At 33.5% G+C, this 22,180-nt stretch carries 18 protein-coding genes and 3 tRNA genes; 11 read left to right on the top strand and 10 right to left on the bottom strand.

The genetic code is table 11. The features are described from left to right. Positions 1-129 precede the first annotated feature (129 nt). Positions 130-1,926 carry a translational GTPase TypA gene (typA, locus tag G7A72_RS14000; RefSeq protein ID WP_113666198.1) on the bottom strand — a complete coding sequence of 599 codons (1,797 nt, stop codon included), beginning with the start codon at positions 1,924-1,926 and terminating at the stop codon, positions 130-132. A 375-nt stretch (positions 1,927-2,301) separates the two neighbouring features. On the opposite strand from typA, the gene G7A72_RS13995 reads away from it, so the two are divergent. After that, positions 2,302-4,011: a PAS domain-containing protein gene (locus G7A72_RS13995; protein WP_165152894.1), complete on the top strand. Its 1,710-nt coding sequence runs from the start codon at positions 2,302-2,304 to the stop codon at positions 4,009-4,011. A 4-nt stretch (positions 4,012-4,015) separates the two neighbouring features. Beyond that, on the top strand, positions 4,016-4,420 hold the full coding sequence (locus G7A72_RS13990) for a response regulator (protein ID WP_113666200.1): 405 nt from the start codon (positions 4,016-4,018) through the stop codon (positions 4,418-4,420). Between the two features lie 68 nt (positions 4,421-4,488). Here G7A72_RS13990 and rpsT read toward each other — a convergent pair whose 3' ends face one another. The 5 genes from rpsT to proS form a co-directional block, all read right to left on the bottom strand. Continuing rightward, the gene (gene rpsT, locus G7A72_RS13985; protein WP_113666201.1) at positions 4,489-4,740 is read right to left on the bottom strand and encodes a 30S ribosomal protein S20; all 252 of its coding nucleotides are present in this window, start codon (positions 4,738-4,740) and stop codon (positions 4,489-4,491) included. 33 nt (positions 4,741-4,773) lie between these two features. Continuing rightward, positions 4,774-4,845 (bottom strand) — tRNA-Glu (locus G7A72_RS13980). Positions 4,846-4,886: 41 nt separating this feature from the next. Beyond that, a tRNA-Glu gene (locus G7A72_RS13975) sits at positions 4,887-4,958 on the bottom strand. 47 nt (positions 4,959-5,005) lie between these two features. Further along, positions 5,006-5,077: transfer RNA gene (locus G7A72_RS13970), tRNA-Glu, on the bottom strand. 78 nt (positions 5,078-5,155) lie between these two features. After that, positions 5,156-6,634, bottom strand: coding sequence for a proline--tRNA ligase (gene proS, locus G7A72_RS13965; protein ID WP_113666202.1), 1,479 nt, complete (start codon positions 6,632-6,634; stop codon positions 5,156-5,158). Between the two features lie 100 nt (positions 6,635-6,734). On the opposite strand from proS, the gene G7A72_RS13960 reads away from it, so the two are divergent. The 5 genes from G7A72_RS13960 (at position 6,735) to G7A72_RS13940 (ending at position 12,418) form a co-directional block, all read left to right on the top strand. After that, on the top strand, positions 6,735-7,742 hold the full coding sequence (locus tag G7A72_RS13960; RefSeq protein ID WP_165152893.1) for a hypothetical protein: 1,008 nt from the start codon (positions 6,735-6,737) through the stop codon (positions 7,740-7,742). 49 nt (positions 7,743-7,791) lie between these two features. After that, complete coding sequence (locus G7A72_RS13955) at positions 7,792-9,372, top strand: OmpP1/FadL family transporter (RefSeq protein WP_165152892.1); 1,581 nt, start codon at positions 7,792-7,794, stop codon at positions 9,370-9,372. 278 nt (positions 9,373-9,650) lie between these two features. Then, a complete protein-coding gene (gene rimO, locus G7A72_RS13950) occupies positions 9,651-10,964 on the top strand; it encodes a 30S ribosomal protein S12 methylthiotransferase RimO (protein WP_113666205.1) in 1,314 nt (437 codons plus the stop codon). 41 nt (positions 10,965-11,005) lie between these two features. Continuing rightward, entirely contained in the window at positions 11,006-11,482 is a 477-nt protein-coding gene (locus tag G7A72_RS13945; RefSeq protein ID WP_165152891.1) for a hypothetical protein, read from the top strand. Positions 11,483-11,515: 33 nt separating this feature from the next. Further along, positions 11,516-12,418, top strand: a complete 903-nt coding sequence (locus G7A72_RS13940; protein ID WP_165152890.1) for an N-acetylmuramoyl-L-alanine amidase — start codon at positions 11,516-11,518, stop codon at positions 12,416-12,418. A 192-nt stretch (positions 12,419-12,610) separates the two neighbouring features. On the opposite strand, the gene G7A72_RS13935 is transcribed toward G7A72_RS13940, so the two are convergent. Next, a complete protein-coding gene (locus tag G7A72_RS13935) occupies positions 12,611-13,660 on the bottom strand; it encodes an outer membrane beta-barrel protein (RefSeq protein ID WP_165152889.1) in 1,050 nt (349 codons plus the stop codon). A 615-nt stretch (positions 13,661-14,275) separates the two neighbouring features. Here G7A72_RS13935 and G7A72_RS13930 point away from each other — a divergent pair. Beyond that, a complete protein-coding gene (locus tag G7A72_RS13930) occupies positions 14,276-14,581 on the top strand; it encodes a hypothetical protein (protein WP_165152888.1) in 306 nt (101 codons plus the stop codon). A gap of 80 nt (positions 14,582-14,661) precedes the next feature. Further along, complete coding sequence (locus G7A72_RS13925; RefSeq protein ID WP_165152887.1) at positions 14,662-15,141, top strand: hypothetical protein; 480 nt, start codon at positions 14,662-14,664, stop codon at positions 15,139-15,141. Between the two features lie 187 nt (positions 15,142-15,328). On the opposite strand, the gene G7A72_RS13920 is transcribed toward G7A72_RS13925, so the two are convergent. Both G7A72_RS13920 and G7A72_RS13915 read right to left on the bottom strand, forming a co-directional pair. Beyond that, the gene (locus G7A72_RS13920) at positions 15,329-16,681 is read right to left on the bottom strand and encodes an NAD-dependent succinate-semialdehyde dehydrogenase (RefSeq protein ID WP_165152886.1); all 1,353 of its coding nucleotides are present in this window, start codon (positions 16,679-16,681) and stop codon (positions 15,329-15,331) included. A 136-nt stretch (positions 16,682-16,817) separates the two neighbouring features. Beyond that, entirely contained in the window at positions 16,818-18,944 is a 2,127-nt protein-coding gene (locus G7A72_RS13915) for an ATP-binding protein (protein ID WP_165152885.1), read from the bottom strand. Between the two features lie 545 nt (positions 18,945-19,489). Between G7A72_RS13915 and hemG the strand changes: the two genes are divergently transcribed. Continuing rightward, entirely contained in the window at positions 19,490-20,029 is a 540-nt protein-coding gene (hemG, locus tag G7A72_RS13910; protein WP_165152884.1) for a menaquinone-dependent protoporphyrinogen IX dehydrogenase, read from the top strand. Positions 20,030-20,083: 54 nt separating this feature from the next. Then, positions 20,084-20,572 carry a nuclear transport factor 2 family protein gene (locus tag G7A72_RS13905; protein WP_241258518.1) on the top strand — a complete coding sequence of 163 codons (489 nt, stop codon included), beginning with the start codon at positions 20,084-20,086 and terminating at the stop codon, positions 20,570-20,572. A gap of 62 nt (positions 20,573-20,634) precedes the next feature. On the opposite strand, the gene G7A72_RS13900 is transcribed toward G7A72_RS13905, so the two are convergent. Then, a complete protein-coding gene (locus tag G7A72_RS13900; RefSeq protein WP_165152883.1) occupies positions 20,635-22,176 on the bottom strand; it encodes an acyl-CoA carboxylase subunit beta in 1,542 nt (513 codons plus the stop codon). Between the last annotated feature and the right edge of the window lie 4 nt (positions 22,177-22,180).

Below are 22,180 nucleotides of genomic sequence, written 5' to 3'. Positions count from 1 at the left end.
GTAGCTAGTTCCTATCCCTCATGCAAATCTATAATAATAAAGAAATCTAATTTTAACAATTACAATTATCCTGTCAAAAAAAAAGCCATTCGAATCAACGAATGGCTTACAATTTTATAAAAAATAGAATTAGATTTTAAATCTTTTTCTATCAGTTTCTGTCAAATAAATTTTTCTCAAACGAATAGATTTTGGAGTTACTTCAACATATTCATCTTTTTGAATGTACTCTAAAGCTTCTTCTAATGAGAAAATAACTGGAGGAATAATTCTAGCTTTATCATCATTTCCAGAAGAACGAACGTTAGACTGTTTTTTCTCTTTGGTAACATTAACACACATATCATCGCTACGAGAATTTTCTCCAATTACCTGACCTTCGTAAATTTCATCATTAGGATTAACGAAAAACCTACCACGATCTTGCAATTTATCGATAGAATAAGGAATAGCTTTTCCTTTTTCCATAGAAATCAATGAACCTTTGTTACGTCCAGCGATTTCTCCTTTGTACGGTTCGTATCCTATAAAACGGTGTGCCATAATAGCCTCACCAGCTGTTGCAGTAAGCAATTGATTACGCAATCCAATAATTCCACGTGATGGGATATTAAATTTTACAATCATACGCTCCCCTTTAGTTTCCATACTTAGCATTTCACCTTTACGCAAGGTAACGAACTCAACCGCTCTACCTGAAAGTGATTCTGGTAAATCGATTGTCAATTCTTCAATTGGCTCACATTTTTTACCATCAATTTCTTTGATGATAACTTGTGGTTGACCGATTTGCAATTCATAACCTTCTCTTCTCATTGTTTCAATAAGAACAGATAAGTGAAGTACACCACGACCAAAAACCATAAACTTATCAGCTGAATCAGTTTCACCTAATTTCATTGCTAAGTTTTTTTCTAACTCTTTTGTCAAACGGTCTCTAATATGACGAGAAGTTACAAATTTACCCTCTTTACCAAAGAAAGGAGAGTCATTAATTGTAAACAACATACTCATAGTAGGCTCGTCAATATCGATTGTTTTCAATGCTTCTGGGTTTTCAAAATCAGCGATAGTATCTCCAATTTCAAATCCTTCAACACCAATAATTGCACAAATATCTCCTGCAATAACTTGTTGTACTTTTTTACGACCAAGTCCTTCAAAAGTATGAAGTTCTTTAATTCTAGATTTCATTACCGTACCGTCTCTTTTTACTAATGAGATTGGCATACCTTCATTCAAAATACCTCTTTCAAGACGACCGATAGCGATACGACCTGTAAATGCTGAGAAATCTAATGATGTAATCAACATTTGTGGTGTTCCTTCAGAAACTTTAGGAGCTGGTACATTTTCAATAACCATATCCAACAATGCTTCCACATTATCCGTTACGTTTTCCCAATGATCAGACATCCAGTTATTTTTAGCAGAACCGTAAACCGTTGGAAAATCCAATTGCCACTCTTCAGCACCTAATTCAAACATTAGGTCAAAAACTTTTTCATGCACTTCTTCAGGAGTACAGTTTTCTTTATCAACTTTATTGATTACAACGCAAGGTTTAAGACCTAAGTCAATAGCTTTTTGAAGAACAAAACGAGTTTGAGGCATAGGTCCTTCAAAAGCATCTACTAGTAGACAAACTCCATCAGCCATGTTCAATACACGCTCTACTTCACCACCAAAATCAGCGTGACCAGGAGTATCAATAATGTTGATTTTTGTTCCTTTGTATACTACAGAAACATTCTTTGAAGTAATAGTAATACCTCTTTCACGCTCTAAGTCGTTGTTATCAAGGATTAAGTCACCGGTATTTTCGTTATCACGAAATAACTGACAGTGATACATAATTTTATCAACCAAAGTTGTTTTACCGTGATCGACGTGGGCAATAATTGCAATGTTTCTAATAGATTCCATCTGTGATTTTTAATGGGTGCAAAAGTACACTTTTTTTTCGGTATAAAAATATATTTATTCAATACTTTACATATTCTTAATAGTTTATATCTTTTAGCAAATTAAAAATAATTAAAATTTTACAGCAACCAAAAAAATTAACCCGCATCAAAACACAGAAAAAAAAGAGTGTGATATTCAAATTCTTACATTTAAATAACTGTGGTTATTTCTAAAAAAGAAAAACCTCTTATACTTTTAACATCTCAATTTGCAATTAAAAAAATTAATTAAATTAACTCATAACCAATGTGTTAGACAAATATTAAAATAAACCCAAAAAATAAGTTTAAAATCTTATTTAATAATATCGCATTAATTATTTATATTTGATTAATGAAAAATCAATCCAATCAAATCGCCTTAATTTACATTATCCTTTTAATGTTCATTTCGATTATTTATTATAAATCTCTTCAAGATTACACTTATAATAGCAGTTATCAATCTTTATATTTTATTAAAGACATCTTGTTTGTTCTTTTTTCAGGAATGCTTCTGAAATTTATTTTAGCTCACAACAACTCAAAGAGCTATGCCATTTATCAAAAATTAAAAGATACGAATCAAAAAATCAAAGAATCAAATGACAAATATGATATTGTAGCAAAAGCCACAAGTGATACTATTTGGGATTGGAAAATTCAGGAAGACAACTTTAGTTGGAACCAGGGAATTAATAATATTTTTGGCTATGCAGAAAACCAAATTGGAGACACTTCTAATTGGTGGTTTGATAAAATCCATCCAGAAGACAGCATAAAAATGTCAATTAAATTATATTCTTTTCTCGAACAAAAAACTGAAAAATGGCAGGATGAATATCGTTTTAAATGCGCTGACAATACCTATAAATATATATTGGATAAAGGTTTTCTTTTGAAGGATGAAAATGGAAAGCCAACAAGAATGATTGGCGCCATCCAAGATATAACCAAACAAAAAGAAGAAGAACAACGCCTTAAATTATTAGAAACCGTAATTACACAGTCAAAAGACTCTATAATCATCACAGAAGCATTTTCTACTGACAGAACCATTCCCAAAATCATTTACTCGAATCCTGCATTTTCTGTTATGTCCGGATATCTTTTCAATGAAATTATCGGCAAATCTCCTACTATTTTTATAGGCCCAAATTCTGATATGGAGGAATATCAGAAACTTCTTAAAGCTATAAATAATAAAGAAGAATGCCAGATAGAAACGATAAGCTACACTAAGAAAAACGAGCAATATCTCGTCCGATTCTCAATGATCCCTGTTTACAACTCTGAAAACGAACTTTCGCATTGGATTTCAATTCAAAGAGACATATCAAAAGAAAAGAAACAAGAAAAAGAAAAAGAAAAATTAATTATAGAATTAATTCAGAAAAATAAAGATTTAAAGCAGTTTTCCTATATAACATCACACAACCTTAGAGCTCCATTATCTAATTTGACAGGTTTACTTAATTTAATAGAAGATATTCCGATTGAAAATTTAGAATTAAAAGAAATACTAAATGGTTTCAATAAATCAACTCACCTATTAAATGAAACCATAAATGATTTAGTCAAAGTTATCGTAATAAAAGAAAACTCTTCTTTACAAAAAGAAGCTATTCAACTGGAACATATTTTTGATAAAATTATCAATCAACTTAGTTTTCAAATTGAATTCTCGAAACCTATAATAAACATCAATTTAAAAAAAGTTTCTATTTTAAATACAAATAAAGCTTATCTGGAGAGTATAATCCTAAATTTGATATCTAATTCTTTAAAATTCAAATCAGAAAATCGAAAACTTGAAATAAACATTACAGCAAGTAAAACTGGAAATACAGTAATCATAATCTTTTCAGATAATGGTATAGGAATCGATTTAAAAAGAAATCGCGATAAAGTTTTTGGCCTCTACCAACGTTTTCATAATTACCCGGATAGCAAAGGATTGGGCTTGTATCTAGTAAAATCGCAGGTAGAAACTATGGGAGGAACTATCGATATAGAAAGCGAAGTTAACAAAGGGACAACATTTACATTAACTTTTAGAAACTAATAAGATGCTTAATCAAATTTTATTCATCGACGACGACCCCATAACACTTATGTTATGTAAAAAAGTTATTACTAAGTCAAACTTTTGCAATGAAATTATCACTTCTCAAAATGGAGAAGAAGCACTTCTTTATTTCAACACTATCAAAACTTTAAACATAAAGAATCACCCTCAGTTAATTTTTTTAGATTTAAACATGCCTGTAATGGGAGGTTGGGAATTCTTAGATCATTTTAACAGTACTAAATATTCCGATTTCAATTCAATAAAGGTTGTTATTCTATCTTCAACAATAGACCCTGAGGACTTAGAAAAGGCAAAAAATTACCCTATGGTAATTGAATTTATATCAAAACCTATTACAAAAACAATGCTTGAATACTTAAAAAATAAATTAGAATTAAAATAAAAAAAATTAGACACAAAAAAAGCTCTCATAAATGAGAGCTTTTTTTGTGTCTAAAAAATTGTTTTTAATTACAATTTAGAAACAAGTTTCGTTAATTTAGATTTTAAATTAGAAGCTTTATTATCATGAATGATATTTTTCTTAGCTAATTTATCAATCATAGAAATTACACTTGATAATTTAGATGTAGCATCAGTTTTATCAGTTGCTATTCTTAATGCTTTAATGGCATTACGAGTAGTTTTGTGTTGGTATCTGTTTAATACTCTTCTCTTTTCGTTACTTCTAATTCTCTTTAGAGCTGATTTATGATTTGCCATTTTATTGCTTTTTTATCTTTTACTATTTTTTTGTAGTCCGTAAGGGAATCGAACCCCTGTTACCAAGACGAAATCTTGGCGTCCTAACCCCTAGACGAACGGACCATTATCCCCTAAGTTTTTATCAATCTAAAATATTGAAATTGTAGCCCGTAGCGGAATCGAACCGCTCTTACATGGATGAAAACCATGCGTCCTAACCGATAGACGAACGGGCCATTATTCCTTCTAAGTTCAGGAAAACTTTAACATGCAATAAAAATAGTAGCCCGTAGCGGAATCGAACCGCTCTTACATGGATGAAAACCATGCGTCCTAACCGATAGACGAACGGGCCCTGCTTCTCTAATGCGGATGCAAAAATACAACTATTTTTGAAACGTACAATAGTACATGCAAAAAAAATTATTTTTTTTTAATACGCCTTTGCAAATAGCACTCTACCAATAGAGCTTTCCCCAGTAAAAACACAGCTTCCCGCCTCTTCTACTCTATCCAAAGGAATACATCTTATGGTAGCTTTAGTCAACTCTTTGATCTTCTCTTCAGTGGCTGCTGTTCCATCCCAATGCGCTGATACAAAACCTCCTTTAGAATCAATAACCTCTTTAAACTCTTCAAAACTGTTTACTTCGGTAATATGCGTATTTCTATAATTTAATGCTTTTTCGAATAATTCTTTTTGAATTTTCTCTAGCAAATCGCTAATATAAGTTTCGATTCCATCTTTAGAAACAACTTCTTTAGTCAAGGTATCTCTTCTTGCCACCTCAAAAGTTCCATTTTCTAAATCTTTAGGACCAACAGCAATTCGTACCGGCACTCCTTTTAATTCCCATTCTGCAAATTTAAAACCTGGTTTTTGAGTAGTTCTGTTATCAAATTTCACAGAGACATTCATTTTTCGCAAAGCAGCAGTCAAAATATTTACCTCAGTACTTATAGCTTCTAATTGCTCATCTGATTTATAAATAGGCACAATCACGACTTGAATAGGTGCTAAACTAGGAGGCAGCACTAATCCCTGGTCATCTGAATGCGTCATTACAAGCGCTCCCATCAAACGAGTTGAAACTCCCCAAGAAGTCCCCCAAACATATTCTTGCTTTCCTTCGGCATTTGCAAATTTTACATCAAAAGCCTTAGCGAAATTCTGTCCTAAGAAATGCGAAGTTCCCGCTTGCAATGCTTTTCCGTCTTGCATCAAAGCTTCGATACAATAGGTTTCTTCTGCTCCGGCAAAACGTTCTGTTTCTGTTTTTATTCCTTTTATCACTGGAATCGCCATAAAATTCTGAGCAAAATCAGCGTATACATTCATCATTTTTTCTGATTCCTCCACAGCCTCCGCTTTGGTAGCGTGTGCAGTATGTCCTTCTTGCCATAAAAATTCTGCGGTACGCAAAAATAATCTGGTTCTCATTTCCCAACGTACCACATTAGCCCATTGATTAATCAACAAAGGTAAATCTCTGTATGATTGCACCCACCCTTTGTATGTAGACCAAATAATAGCTTCACTAGTAGGACGAACAATTAATTCTTCTTCTAATTTTGCATTAGGATCAACCATAAGTTTCCCAGGTCTATCAGGATCATTTTTCAAACGGTAATGAGTGACAACAGCACATTCTTTCGCAAATCCTTCAGCATTTTTCTCCTCTGCCTCAAACATACTTTTGGGAACAAATAAAGGAAAATAGGCATTTTGATGCCCTGTCTCTTTAAACATTCGATCCAATTCAGCTTGCATTTTTTCCCATATTGCATATCCGTACGGTTTGATAACCATACAACCTCTAACTGCTGAATTTTCGGCTAAATCGGCTTTGACAACCAACTCATTATACCATTTTGAATAATCTTCTGCTCTTGTAGTTAAGTTCTTACTCATATTGAATAGTTTGGCACAAATTTTGCATTAATATTTTTAAATAAATAGTTCAGCAAAACTAACTATTTTTGTAATGTGCAACAATAAAAACTCCATATATATGAAAACTAGTACTCTTTCCTTCAAAAACAGCGCGATATACTATATTGCCGGATTTTTGAGCGTCCTATTTACATCTTGTGGCTCATACCAAAACAGCTCTTACTATGATTCTGATGGAATTTATGGTAACACCCCAAATAGAGCCGTTCAAACTGAGACTCAAAATGCCCCAAAAAATCAATATACAGACTATTTTGGGTCTTTACAAAACAGTAATCAACCAGTCGAAATTTTTACAGATGTTGATAATTATAATGATTATAATTTAGAAAACGATACGCTACAAGAGAACAATTCAAACTATCCTGGCTGGGGAAGTAATCCTCAAAGCGTAAGCATCAATGTTTACGATACGGGTTGGGGAATGAATAATTGGTATGGAAACAACTGGGGATGGAATGGCGGTTTCGGATGGGGAATGAACAACTGGTATGGAAACAATTGGGGTTGGAACGGTGGTTTTGGTTGGGGAAACAACATTGGTTTCGGATGGAATAACTGGGGATGGAATAATTATTACGGAAACAACTGGGGATGGAATAATTGGGGTCATTCTAATTATTACAACAATAGAGTATACAACAATAATGCAGGCAGAAGAGGATCGTATAACGCAAATACTGTGAATTCTAATCGCAATGCCTCCACTTACAACCGTAACATTAACTCATCCGTCAACAGGAGAGCTGTGAATTCCGATTATAGAAACAATAACAACACTAATTCTGGAAGAGGAACTTCTAATCGCATGAACCAGACCAGTCCTACTTTTTCAAGAAATCAAGGACAATCACAAAATAACTCTAACTACAATCCAAGCAGAAGAGACAACACCAATGGAGTTCGCAATCAAAACAACACTCCAACAAGGTCTTACACCCCTTCTACCAGAAACGATAATAGCTCAAGATCATATAGCCCAAGTTCAAACAGCAGCTCAAGATCAAGTAGCTCTGGTGGCGGCGGAAGATCAACCGGCGGTGGCGGAAGAGGCGGCAGAGGATAATTTAATTTCCTTTCTTATTTTTAGTACTAAATTAAAACTTTCGAAATACATGAAAAAATATATATTTTTATTAGCATTAGGCTTGACAGCAAGTGTTGCGCGATCACAAGAAATCGCTGATGCAGTGCGCTATTCGCAAGATAATTTGAACGGAACTGCACGCTTTAGAGCAATGAGTGGAGCTTTTGGTGCACTTGGAGGTGATTTGTCCTCTATAAATGTAAATCCTGCCGGTTCTGCTATTTTTCTAAATAATCAAATGGCGATTACATTAAGCAATAACAGCACTAAAAATAACTCTGATTACTTTGGTAATTTAACCTCTGAAAAAACAAATTCATTTGATTTAAATCAAGCAGGAGCTATTTTTGTATTCAATAACAGAAATACCAATAGCAACTGGAAAAAAGTTTCAATGGCTATTAACTACGAAAATACTAACAATTTTGATAATGGATTACTTTCCGCAGGAACTAATCCAAACAATTCTGTAGCCAATTATTTTTTAAGTTATGCCAATAACGGAAATAATGGAGCGCCCGTTCCGCAACAGTTTGTAAATAGAGAACCTGGAGAATCCATAACTGATTTATACTCGTTTTTAGGAAGTAATTTACCTAATAACCAATTTCCTGGACTAAGCGGTTTTGATGCACAGCAAGCATTTTTAGGATACCAAGCCTTTGTCATAGATGCAGTTGATGAAAACAATAACAATTCTGCCTATACCTCAAACACTCCTTCAGGAGGAAATTATTATCAGGAAAATTCAGTTTACAGCACTGGCTATAACGGAAAACTTTCTTTTAATGCAGCCACCTCTTACAAAGATAAATTATACATTGGATTAAACTTAAATTCGCATTTTACTGATTATCAAAAATCGTCCAATTTTTACGAAGACAATAATGCGCCATTAACTAATAATTATACCGTTTCACGATTGCAATTCAATAATGACTTAAACACATACGGAACTGGATTCTCGTTCCAAGTAGGAGCCATTGCAAAATTGACGAATGAAGTTCGTTTGGGATTAGCCTATGAATCTTCAACTTGGTATAAATTGACAGATGAATTATCACAAAGTCTTGTTGCTGTAAGTGCTAATACTGATGGAGAATTACCCTCAGATGTTGTGGACCCACAGGTAGTTAATATTTACGAAGCGTATAAATTGCAAACGCCAAGCAAGTTAACCGGAAGTTTCGCTTACGTTTTTGGGAAATCTGGTTTAATCAGTGTTGATTACGCTATTAAGGATTACAGCAATACGAAATTCAAACCTGAAAACGATTCTTATTTTAATGATTTAAATAGTGACATCAATTCAATATTAGACACTACGGGAGAATTAAGAATAGGTGCTGAATACAAAATAGAGGTTTTGAGCTTAAGAGCAGGATATCGTTATGAGCAAAGTCCTTATAAAAACGGAGTGACAATAGGTGATTTAACTGGATATTCAGCTGGTTTAGGATATAGTTTTGGTTCAACCAAAGTAGATTTAGCGTATTCTTATGCTAAAAGAAATTCTCAACAAGGATTTTTCAATCAAGGATTTACGGACGGAGCAAGTATAGATGCCATTAACAATACAGTGTCTTTATCCCTTTTATTTGAATTGTAATTTTACCAAAAAATAAAATTTAGAATCCGTTTCGTGATTATGAAACGGATTTTTTTTAGCCCTGATAACAGTGAAAATCCTCCCGATTTTTTTCGGGAGATTACTTCACCGAGCAGTCATTTTTGTGGGAGTTCAGTGAACTTTGTTTGTAGCGTATAGCAGGAGCAGCTCCAAAAGAACATCGGCAGGAAGCCCAAACAATACCGAAAAGTATCGGGAAAGTTTGAATAAAAAATTGTAATTTTGCAAAATTCCCAAAATATCGGGATTATACTGTTATGAGAACTAAGTCTTTAAAGAAAAATAAAATTAACGTAATCACTCTCGGGTGTTCGAAAAATGTGTATGATAGTGAAGTGCTTATGGGCCAGCTTCGCGCCAGTGGCAAAGACGTACAACATGAAGCTCCAGAAGCCGAAGAAGGCAATATTATTGTTATAAATACCTGCGGATTCATTGACAATGCTAAAGCAGAATCAGTGAATATGATATTGGAATATGCTGACAAGAAAGAAAGAGGACTGGTCGACAAAGTGTTTGTTACCGGATGTCTTTCAGAACGTTACCGTCCGGATTTAGAAAAGGAAATTCCTAATGTAGACCAGTTTTTTGGAACTACTGAGTTACCACAATTATTAAAAGCATTAGGTGCAGATTATAAACATGAATTATTGGGAGAACGTTTGACTACTACCCCAAAAAATTATGCATATTTAAAAATTTCTGAAGGTTGTGACAGACCGTGCAGCTTTTGTGCAATTCCATTGATGCGCGGAAAAAACGTTTCGCAAACCATTGAAAAATTGGTGAAAGAATCGGAAGGTTTAGCCAAAAATGGGGTGAAAGAATTAATTTTAATTGCTCAGGATTTGACCTATTATGGTTTAGATATTTACAAGAAAAGAGCTCTCGGAGAATTACTGGAAGCGTTGGTAAAAGTAGAAGGAATCGAATGGATTCGTTTACATTATGCCTTTCCTACCGGTTTCCCAATGGAAGTATTAGAAATAATGAAACGCGAGCCTAAAATTTGTAATTATATTGATATTCCGTTGCAACACATTTCAGATTCTATTTTGAAATCAATGCGTCGTGGAACCACTCAAGAAAAAACAACAAAATTATTAAAAGACTTCCGTGCGGCAGTTCCAGGAATGGCTATTCGTACTACGTTGATTGTAGGATATCCTGGAGAAACTCAAGAGGATTTCAACATATTAAAAGACTTTGTTCAGGAAATGAAGTTTGACAGAATGGGTTGTTTTGCTTATTCACATGAAGAAAATACGCATGCTTACTTACTTGAAGATGACGTTCCAGACACTGTAAAACAAGAGCGCGCTAATGAAATCATGGAATTACAATCCCAAATTTCTTGGGATTTGAACCAAGAAAAAGTTGGACAAACATTTAGATGCATCATCGACAGAAAAGAAGGTGGCCATTTTGTAGGAAGAACTGAATTTGACAGTCCTGATGTTGACAATGAAGTCCTTATTGACGCGACCAAACATTACGTAAAAACGGGTGAGTTTGTAATGATAAAAATCATTGAAGCAACAGAATTCGACTTGTACGGAGAACCAGCATAATTTTCGGGAACGATTTTTTTATTCATTTTAAAACGCTATTTATGAGACTAATTCAATCTTTACTAATTTTCGCATTTGTACTATTGTCGACGAATATTATTTCCGCACAATACGGGAATGGTGGATATGGAAATGGTTACGGAAATAATTACGGGAGTAATCGCCGAATGAATAGCGGAATGGATCAGTCCAGAGCTCAGGACAAACCAAAAGAAATTCCCGTTGAAGTTACCGTTAGAAAAATTATAGAAAAAATAAAACCGGAACTCACCCTAGATGCACTTCAGGAAATTGCGATCTCGAATATTCTGATGGAGAGCATAAAAACACAAGGCATGCTCATAAAAGCGGAAGTTAGCCAAGAAGATAAAATAAAAAACATTCAAGCGCTATCAGAAGTTACAGACAGAAAAATAATGGAATTGCTTAATAAGGACCAGAAGGAAAAATATACTGCAATGAATGAAGAAGCAAAAAATCCAAAAAAATCGAAAGTTAAAAAGAAAGCTAAACTATAATTTTTTTGTTAAACACAAAAATTAATTCCCAACATGAGAAAAATTTTTTACTATTTAATTTTTGCTGTTGTCATCACTTCATGCGCCACGAATCCTCACAAAAAAAGTGAGAAAATCTACGACTCTAAACTAAAAACGCTTAAAGAAACTATTTCTAAAAAGGAATCACAACCACTACCGATTATCCCTCGAGTAATAATAAATGTTGACACTTTATACACCAAACAATTGCACACGTATAAAGACACAATTTTCAAAATGGGTTCAACACCACTAGAAAATGGAATTAATACGGAATGGATTGGAACTGTAAATTTTAATTTGAGAAAACCCAATTTCATCATTATCCACCATACCGCACAAGATTCATTACAACAAACTATAAAAACGTTTACAAAGATAGAGGCTCAAGTTAGTTCTCATTATGTCATTTCGGACGATGGTAAAGTGGTTCAAATGTTGAATGATTATCTTAGAGCTTGGCACGCAGGAAATGGTTCTTGGGGAAAAAATACTGATATTAATTCCACATCAATAGGAATCGAACTGGATAACAACGGAACTGAGGTATTTTCTGAAGCGCAAATCAATAGTTTGTTGGCGCTTTTGACTAAACTGAAAAAGGATTATAATATACCAGCACAAAATATCATTGGTCACGCGGATATTGCTCCAACCAGAAAAAAAGACCCTAGCGCATTATTTCCATGGAAAATTCTTGCGGAGAAAGGATTTGGAATTTGGCCTGATGAATATTTAGAAACAGCTCCTGCTGATTTTAATGTAGAACAAGGATTGCGAATCATAGGATATGATACAAAAAATTTACCAGCGGCAATTATGGCTTTCAAACTCCATTTTATTCAAACTGAAGTCAACGATCTTTTAGATGAAAAAACAATAAACACTATTTATTCTATTTATAAAAAACAATAATTAGTAGTACAATCAAACTATAAAAACGGTTTTTTGAATCATTCAAAAAACCGTTTTCTTTTGCAATAATGTCACATCAAACGCTAGTCAATACCCTAGTGCAAATGGTTTCCGCAGCGAAAACTTAATAAAAAAACTGCCAAAATACTTAAGGGTATCTTGGCAGCAAAAAAAAAAAATATTATTGAGGAATTAAAAAGAATAGGTTGTTGCCAATAAAGCATAAGCGGTAACACCTTTTGGCGCTGCATCACTATTCGAAAAGATATCTTGAGATGCTGTGTCTACACGAAATTCAGGAATAATAGTTAGGTTTCCTACTTTATAATTTAATGATAAAGTATTCCCTACCACACTTGTTCCTGCTAGTACACCAAGACCCGCTGTAGCTTCTTTAGCATCCAAATATTCTAATCTGTAAGCCAAACTCAATGATTCTTTCAATGCTAAATTTGCGTATCCAACTAAAGAGAACCATTCTCCATCTAAGGCACTATCAAAATCATTGTTAGTCATTGCGTACGTTCCATTAAATCCTAATGAAAAGGCATCACTCAGTTTTTTTGTTCCAACGAAGTCAAACTGCGTTTTATTTTCATCAGAAGATGGGTCGCTGCTACCTGAAGTGACATTAAAATAAGCACTTCCTGTATCTCCTAAAAAGGCAATTTGTCCAATGAAAGTTTTCTGAGAAGAACCAGCCTCTATAGCAGTTTTGAAATCAGTTGGGTTTGAAACTCCAGCCATAAAACTGACCTTTCCCGCTGTATACTGTGCTTTTACACCCGTATTAAAAAATGGTCCGTAAGTAAACGCATAGGACATACTGTAGTTTTTATTATCAACTGCGTCCAACAATTCATATCCAATGTGTGTTCCAAAACTTCCTGCAGTTACTTTGAATTTGTCTGAGAACTCATAGGTAAAATTCAATTGCTTAATCATAAAAGTAGTCGAATCGTCATTATACGTAAATTGAGCGGCTCTGCTACCAAAACCCAAATCAACAAAAACAGAAGCTTTCCCCATTTTATGAGAAGCTTCAATGGAAGCCATTCCCAATTCAAATGAGTTATGAGAATTTGTAAAACTGGTTAAGCTATTATCTATTCCGGAAAAATCATATTTGTAATAAGCATCTGCTGATCCCGCAAAAGTAGTAGCAGGTGCCGGTGTTGTTTCTTGTGCAAATGTTAAAGTTGTAGTTAGCAATAATGCTATGGCTGCTAATTGGTTTTTCATCTTTAGTTGGTTTTAGTTAGTAATCTAGTTGGTAATTTTTTGGCTTTGGTTAATACTATTTTGAAATTCAGGAACTCGGTATTTTAAGAAAAAAAATGTTTTTTAACACCTTTTTAGACCTGAAATTTCCTTTTATCTGAGGCGAATTTATTAACTTTTATTTCACTAAAATTACTATTTACAACTTTTTTACCTTGATTTGAGAAGAATTATCAATAACGAAAAATGAACAAAAAAAAATGGATATTCCATATTTATAAAGAACTATTTTAAAAATTCAATAATCACAATTTTAGACAAACACCCTAATTTTTTATAAATAATTATTAAGTTTAATTAAAATACACATGTAAATATCAAATATTTAAATAAAATAAAACAACATACCCCTTAAAAAATAGGGGTGTATTTTTTTTATTAATCAAAAACACGAAAACGATATTTATATAAAAACATTAGATTAAGATTTCATAAATTGATTCAATTTTACTAAAATTTAAACTCATTAAACCAATAATTAAACTGTGATTCCATCAGGTTAGATCCCGCTTATTTCTCTGTTTTTTTATGAAAATTTTAATAGCATAAAAAATCCTTTTTCATTAAATTTAGGAGATGATTCGATTACTAATTAAGTTTTCCGTTTTGCTATTATTTGTCGCTTTTTCCTCCCTTTGGTTAAGCGATAAATTATCCATGCTTTCAAATGAAAATAATCAGGATTTATACGAACAAACCGAAAAAAATGCAGAAGAGAATACTTTGGAGAGTAAAACTAAAACACTCTTTATTGCTTCACTTGAAAGTATAAATTGTTTTGAATACGATTCTTTTGAGAGTAGAAAAATCAATTCTCTTGATTCGTTTCAAATTAAAGAGTTTGTTTTACAGAATCTGACTCCACCTCCAGAACAAGCTTAAACCCATTTTTTTTATTAAAACATTATTAATCTATGTTCCAATCCAAAAATAGAGGCATAGAAACTCCTAATTATACACACATGAAAAATTTATTTATAGCGTTCACATTTTTATTTACTACTTCTTTACTTGCTCAAACACATCAAATAGTCAAACATAATGGCGAAACGATGGATGTAAACTTTATTAAAAAAGAAAACAATATAGTGTACTACACTTTACCGCAAAGTGCTGAAGAAAAAACAATCAGTCAATATGCCGTGTCACAGCTGAATGAAAAATCAAAAAGTGCTTCTGCAATCCTATCAGAAAAAATTCGACTGAATGGAAAATCTGATTATAAAAAGGTTGTTGTGCTAGAAAAACATCAAACTGAAGGATTGACAGAATCTGGAATAATCACGAGCTTTTACGGTGGATTAAAAGGAGAATCACCTTTATCATTTTCAGATAGCGGTGAAAAACGATTGAAGGAGAATGCTGCACTAAAAGAATCTCCATTTATCGTAATTATTTCCAATAATCCGAAAGATTTAAAAGCTATATTATATACCTATTAGTAAAACAAAAGCAATTATACCTGCTGGCAACTTATATTAATTGGTAGACATTCAATGAAAAATCGAGAACAGATTTGTTACAATTACAAATCCTGTTCTCGATTCTTTATTTATACGATATCCTAAATACTTGTATTCTAGACCAAATCTGTATTGAAATAGTCTTGTTCCTGTTACCGATAATCGTTTATTCAATAACTAAGGATTTCATATTCATAAATTCTTTGATTCCTATTGCACCCAGTTCTCTTCCATAACCTGATTTTTTTATTCCTCCAAAAGGAACTCTGGAATCTGAACGTACCAAAGAATTTACGAATACATTTCCCGCTTCAATTTTACGCGACAGTTGATAGGCATTTTCACGGTCTTCGGTCCAGATTGCCGCGGCCAAACCATACCTGTGATTATTAGCAATAGCGACTGCGTCATTTGCATCTTTCGCTCTAATAATAGTAGCTAATGGTCCAAAAGTTTCTTCCTGAAACGCAACATTATTTGAATCCACAAAATCAATTAATGTGGGTTGGAAATTACAATTCTCCCGCTCTCCGCCTACAAGTAGTTTCGCTCCTTGTTGCAGTGATTTTGCCAATTGAGCTTCCAATTTTTCTGCTAAGTCCAATCGTGCTAATGGTCCCATTTGAATTCCTTGCTGTAAGGGGTTTCCTTGTTGCAGCAATTGTACTTTTTGCGTAAAAAGCGAAGCGAATTCATCCGCAACTTTTTCAGTAACGATAAAACGTTTGGCACAAATACAAGCCTGACCTGCGTTCAACATCCTTGATTGTGTGGCAACAGTTACGGCTTTTTCAAGATCAGCATCATTCAAAACTATAAAAGCATCTGAACCTCCTAATTCCATAACAGATTTCTTGATGTGCTTTCCTGCCAATGCAGCTACAGATGAACCCGCCATTTCACTTCCTGTCAAAGTGATACCACAAACACTATCTGATGCGATGACACTTTCTACTTGAGGAATATCAATAGTTATCTCTTGGAAAACACCTTCGGGAAAACCAGCTTCTAAAAAAGCACTTTCTATTGCTTTGGCACAGCCTATAACATTTGGCGCATGCTTTAAAAGCGTCACATTGCCCGCCATAATTGCCGGAGCGGCATATCGTAACACTTGCCAGAAAGGATAATTCCAAGGCATAATGGCAAAAACAGCTCCCATCGGATCATAAACCGACATGCTTTTGAAAGAAGTATCGTAATATTCGTCTTTCAACATTTCTGCTGCATGCTCCGCATAAAAATCACAATTTACTGCTGATTTTTCGACCTCTGCGATGCTTTCGGAGATGATCTTACCCATTTCATTTGTAATCAGCAATCCAAATTTCTCCTTGTCTACACGGAGAATATTAGCCAGTTTACGCATCTTGTCAGCTCTTTCTTGAAAAGAAGTATTTTTCCAAATCTTGAAAGTACTTTCGGATAATTGCAATTTTTGATTCAATTGCGCATTCGTTAATACTTCATGCTCCGCAATCACTTCTTGTGAAAATGGATTTATCGATTTAAATATCATGGTATTTATATTTTAAATTCTTTGCGACTTAGGTATTAGAAATCCAGTAATCAATGAGGTAACAGTTATCTTGTTTGATTTAAAAAAAGAAACTAAAAAGATAATCAAAAGTACGTAAATCAGGAATCTTAAGTAGCTATTGTTTTAAATTTGATGAATTGATTTCCATAAAGATAATGTCCAACAATTCGAATATTTTTTCTTTATCCAATGGTTTTGTGATGTAGTCCATAAAACCAAATTGCATGATTCGCTCTCTGTCTTCAAAGGATGAATAAGCCGTTTGGGCAATAACGGGAAGTTCTGGTTTAAATACTTTTATCTGCGCAAATGCTTCAAAACCGTTTAAGACCGGCATTTTTATATCCATAAAAACTAAACTAATATCCGGATTTTCAGCACATATAGTAACAGCTTCCTGACCATTAAATGCTCGTAAAACAGTGTGATTTTTTGATTCAATAATTTTCTTTAGCAATAAGAAATTGATATTATCATCTTCTGCTATCAAAATAATTTTATTCTCATAATTCCCAGAAAAAGATATTTTTTTTCTTGGCGTACTTTCTACTACAGTTTGATCATACTTTAAGGGTATAGTAAATGTAAAAACAGATCCAATCCCCATAGTCGATTTTACACTTATTTCTCCGCCCAACATTTCAACATATGCCTTAGTGATGGACAGACCAAGTCCTAATCCTTTCATTTCGGTACTCGCGTTATCTTCAATTCTTCTGAATCTGTCAAAGATTACTTTTGAGTAATCCTGGCTAATTCCTAAACCAGAATCTTGAATCGTAAAGACTACAACTTCTTTTTCTTTATTTATTTCATATCCAAAAGACACGAAACCTTTTTCGGTAAATTTTACTGCGTTTGTTACTAAATTTACAATAATCTGTTTCAGTTTTGTTTCATCAGTTAAGATGTTTTTTGGGTTTTTATCTGCACTTTCTACTACAAAAAACTCAATTTCTTTTTCTTTTGGAATCGTTATTTTAATAGACTTATGCAAATCGGCCATACATTTTTCTAATTCTAAGCCTTTGTAATTTGGCGTGATTTGCTTAGCATCAATTCTGGACATTTCAATTAAATCCTCAATTATTGAAACCAAACTACTTCCGCTATTTCTGATGATTTTCAAATATTCGGCTTTCTCATTTTCTGTCAGATTAGCATCCGTCAATAAATCACTAAAACCCATAATGGCATTCATAGGAGTTCTGATTTCATGCGATAAATTAGCTAAGAATGATGATTTTAACGTATCACTTTCCTCTGCTTTTTGCTTGGCGATTTCTAATTGCTGCCTTTGGTTATTATTTTCTTCAAAAAGATTTCCAATATAACCAAACTCCCCTTTGGATTTTCTTAAACTATTTATCGACTCAACATTTCCAGTTTCCAAGATATTCTTGATTAACTTTAAAGGATTGTAAACCCATTTTTTAGTGTAATAAATAAAAATAAGCATGTTTATTATCGAGGCCACAACAACTATAAAAAGAATTTCTTTTGTTTTGTTGTAATTTAAATTAAAGGGTCTTTTAAAAAGGAATTTACTTACCACTTTATTTTTCCAATCTTTTAAATCCAAAAGTACAACAACAAAATCAACCTCGGGATTCACCACATAATCGGCAGCAATCAATTTAACTTTAGAGCTGCTTATATTACCTAATGAAGACGAAAAAGTTTCATCTAAAAGTCTGGCCATAAAGAAATAGCCTGATGGTTTTGTTTTACGTTTTTTTGGATCTCCCGAAGGATGAATTGTTGCGGCAAAAACCTCAACGATACCTTCAGGAATTTTCAAATAAAATTTTTTAAGTTTAGATTTATAAAGCACGGCCATCATCTCTTTTGGAATAAAATCAAAACTTTTAATCCTGCTTGATGTGGTCTTATTTATTAAATTCCGGTCCAAATCATAAATTCCTATATAATCCATTTCATAGGATTCAAATTCACTTGCTATAAAATGATTGTACCAGTTTTCATCCTTAGATTTTGTGAAATTGACTAGTGCATCCCAAAACGTAACATCGATAATTGTTGCCGTTGGCGTTTTAGAGTTAAGTCTGAACAACGATCTTATTTCTCTATCATATTGCTCATAGGTAGTTTTATAAAAGCGCTCTTCTTCCTTAAGGGTATAAATATAGAGTGACGTGTATAGTAAAAAAAAGAAAACTGTCGTTGAAGCAATCAACAACAATAATTTAAAATAAGTATTTAGGCTACACAATCTGTTCATAAAAATTAGTACAAGTCAAAAATAGATTCTAAAAACCTTACACATAATTTTGTAGGATATGTCACTTTTTTTTGCAGGCGCAAGATAAACTTTTTTATCATAAAAAAAGCCAACCGTTCAAACAAATGTAGTTTATCACCAACACGATTAATTATTCAGATATAATATTCCATAACGTAATTTGGCTATACTTTACTTCAAGATTTACCTAGTAGCGGGCATTGAAGTTTTTATCGCATTATTTGTTTTTTAAACTTTGTTTCCTTTCAACCTCAATTCCAATTGATAATTATTCCAAAATCTAGAAAAAGCATTTCTCTTACCAACACTAAACTGAAGATTTAAAAGCACATGTAAACAAAATCATTAAATCGTTTCCTGCTTTTGGAAGTTCGTTTTAGCATCTCCGATTTAATTTAAAATTAGTAATTATTCGAAATTAAATTTATAAATTTAATCTTCCAAAAAAACATATTATCCTTTAAATCAAATTGTTATATGTTTCATTATTAGTGTTAATTCTATTTAATTTAAAAACAAAAATCATGAAAATACTTATTCTTTATGGTACTACAGAAGGGCAAACCCGAAAAATTGCCCACTTCATCGAAGTTATTTTACAGGATTCCGGAAACCAAGTAACAATTGCTGACACCACCGCCGAAACACCGTCAACAAATGGATACGATGCAGTTTTAATTGGTTCTTCCATACACATGCACAAATACCAATCATCCGTAAAGCATTATATTAAAAAACATGTTGCTCATTTAAATCAAATGCCAAGTGCTTTTTTCTCAGTATCGCTTGCTGCGGCATCTGGTCTTGAGGATGAACAACGAGAAGTTCAAAAAATAACAACTCATTTTCTGGAACAAACCGGCTGGAAGCCTTTGATGACTACCCAAGTTGCAGGCGCCTTGAAATACACTGAATATGATTATTTCAAACGCCTCGTCATGAAAATGATTTCTAAAAAAGAAGGCGGCGCAACGGATACCTCACAGGATTATGAATATACTGATTGGGATGAAGTGACAAAATTTGCAAATGAATTTTCAAATAAAATATTTAACAAGTCTTAATTTATATATTTTAGCTTTTAAATTCAGTTTTATTTCCTCTAAACAAATCACATTATGAAAAAAAATAATTATCCTCTTTTTTTAATATTAATAATTACTTATTCAGCCTGTTTCTCCCAAAAAAAAGTTTTAAAAGAAACGGAATATAAATACGTTCCAGATAATCTTGAATTATACAACACCATAGTTGTAATGGACAGTACTTTTTTTCAAGCATATAACACTTGTAATTTAGATAAACAAGCTGCCATATATTCTGACAATATCGAATTTTACCATGATAAAGGAGGCTTAATGACAGTTAAGCAAGACTTAATTGATGGGACTAAAAATAATATCTGTGGTAAAGTGACCCGGGAAGTAGTCAAAGGAAGCATTGAGGTTTATCCCATAAAAGATTTTGGAGCCATTGAAATGGGACTTCATAAATTTCATAACAATACGGACAAAGAAGGAATGTTTTCTCATTCCAGTAAATTTATCATTTTTTGGAAAAACAATAATAATATCTGGACTATCACAAAAGTGGTTAGTTTGCATTAATAGGCATTGCAATACACAAAAAAACCACCTTCATCAGGTGGTTTTTCAATTCTTATAAAATGCTACAAAGGAATATTTCCGTGTTTTCTATTAGGAGTAATGCTTTCTTTATTTTCGAGCATACTAAACGCTTTTATCAATTTGCGTCGGGTGTCTTGCGGTAAGATTACCTCATCTACAAAACCACGTTGTGCTGCAGTGTACGGATTCGCAAACAAATCAGCATATTCTGCTTCTTTTTCCAAGAGTTTTGCTTCATGATCTTCGGCTTCGCTAATTTCTTTTTTAAAGATAATTTCTGAGGCACCTTTGGCTCCCATCACTGCAATTTCGGCAGTTGGCCAAGCAAAATTCATGTCGGCACCAATGTGTTTCGAATTCATTACATCATACGCGCCACCATAAGCTTTACGCGTAATTACAGTTACTCTCGGAACTGTTGCTTCGCTTAAAGCATATAACAGTTTAGCTCCGTGAACGATAATCCCATTCCACTCTTGATCGGTTCCCGGCAAAAATCCCGGTACATCCACCAAAACTAATAACGGAATATTAAAACAATCGCAAAAACGGGTAAATCTTGCCGCTTTTTTCGAACTGTTCACATCCAGACAGCCAGCTAAAATCATCGGTTGGTTGGCTATAATTCCGATGCTTTTTCCTCCTAATAGAGCAAAACCTACAAGGATATTTTCGGCATAATTTTTATGAATTTCATAAAAGGAATCCTCGTCAATAATTCCACCAATCACCTCATGCATATCATACGGTTTGTTGGGATTATCAGGAATAATAGTCGCTAATTTGGCCCGAACTTCGTCATTCAGTTCATAAGGTAAATTATGTGCTTTTTCTTTGTTACTCTGTGGCAAATAGCTCAACAAGCGTTTCAAATCTTCCAGACACTCCACATCATTGGTAGAAGTAATATGCGCCACACCCGATTTAGTGGAATGCGAACTTGCACCACCCAATTCCTCCGAAGTCACGGTTTCATTAGTTACTGTTTTCACCACATTTGGACCAGTAACGAACATATAACTGGTATCTTCAACCATCATGGTAAAATCAGTCATGGCTGGAGAATACACGGCTCCACCGGCGCAGGGTCCCATAATAGCAGAGATTTGCGGAATCACACCGCTGGCTTGTACGTTTCTGTAAAAAATATCGGCATAACCACCCAAAGAACGAACACCTTCCTGAATACGTGCTCCACCAGAATCATTCAGTCCAATCATGGGCGCTCCCATTTTGACCGCCATATCCATCACTTTACAGATTTTCTCAGCATGAGTTTCGGATAACGAACCACCAAAAACGGTAAAATCCTGAGCAAAAATATAAACCAATCGCCCATTTATGGTTCCGTATCCGGTAATGACTCCATCGCCGTAATACAGTTCTTTTTCCATTCCAAAATCAGATGTTCGGTGCGTCACCAACATCCCAATTTCTTCAAAAGAACCTTCGTCCATCAAATAATTGACACGTTCTCTTGCCGTCAGTTTTTTATTCGAATGTTGTTTTGCTATTCTGTTTTTACCTCCACCTAAATGAGCTTCGGCAATTTTATGATTTAATGTATCTATTTTGTCTTTCATACTA

It is taken from the genome of Flavobacterium sp. Sr18 (assembly GCF_011064265.1).
In the GTDB taxonomy this organism is placed as follows: Bacteria; Bacteroidota; Bacteroidia; order Flavobacteriales; family Flavobacteriaceae; genus Flavobacterium; species Flavobacterium petrolei.
Note: the sequence above shows the minus strand (reverse complement) of the source record. Positions and strands in the feature narration are given on the sequence as shown.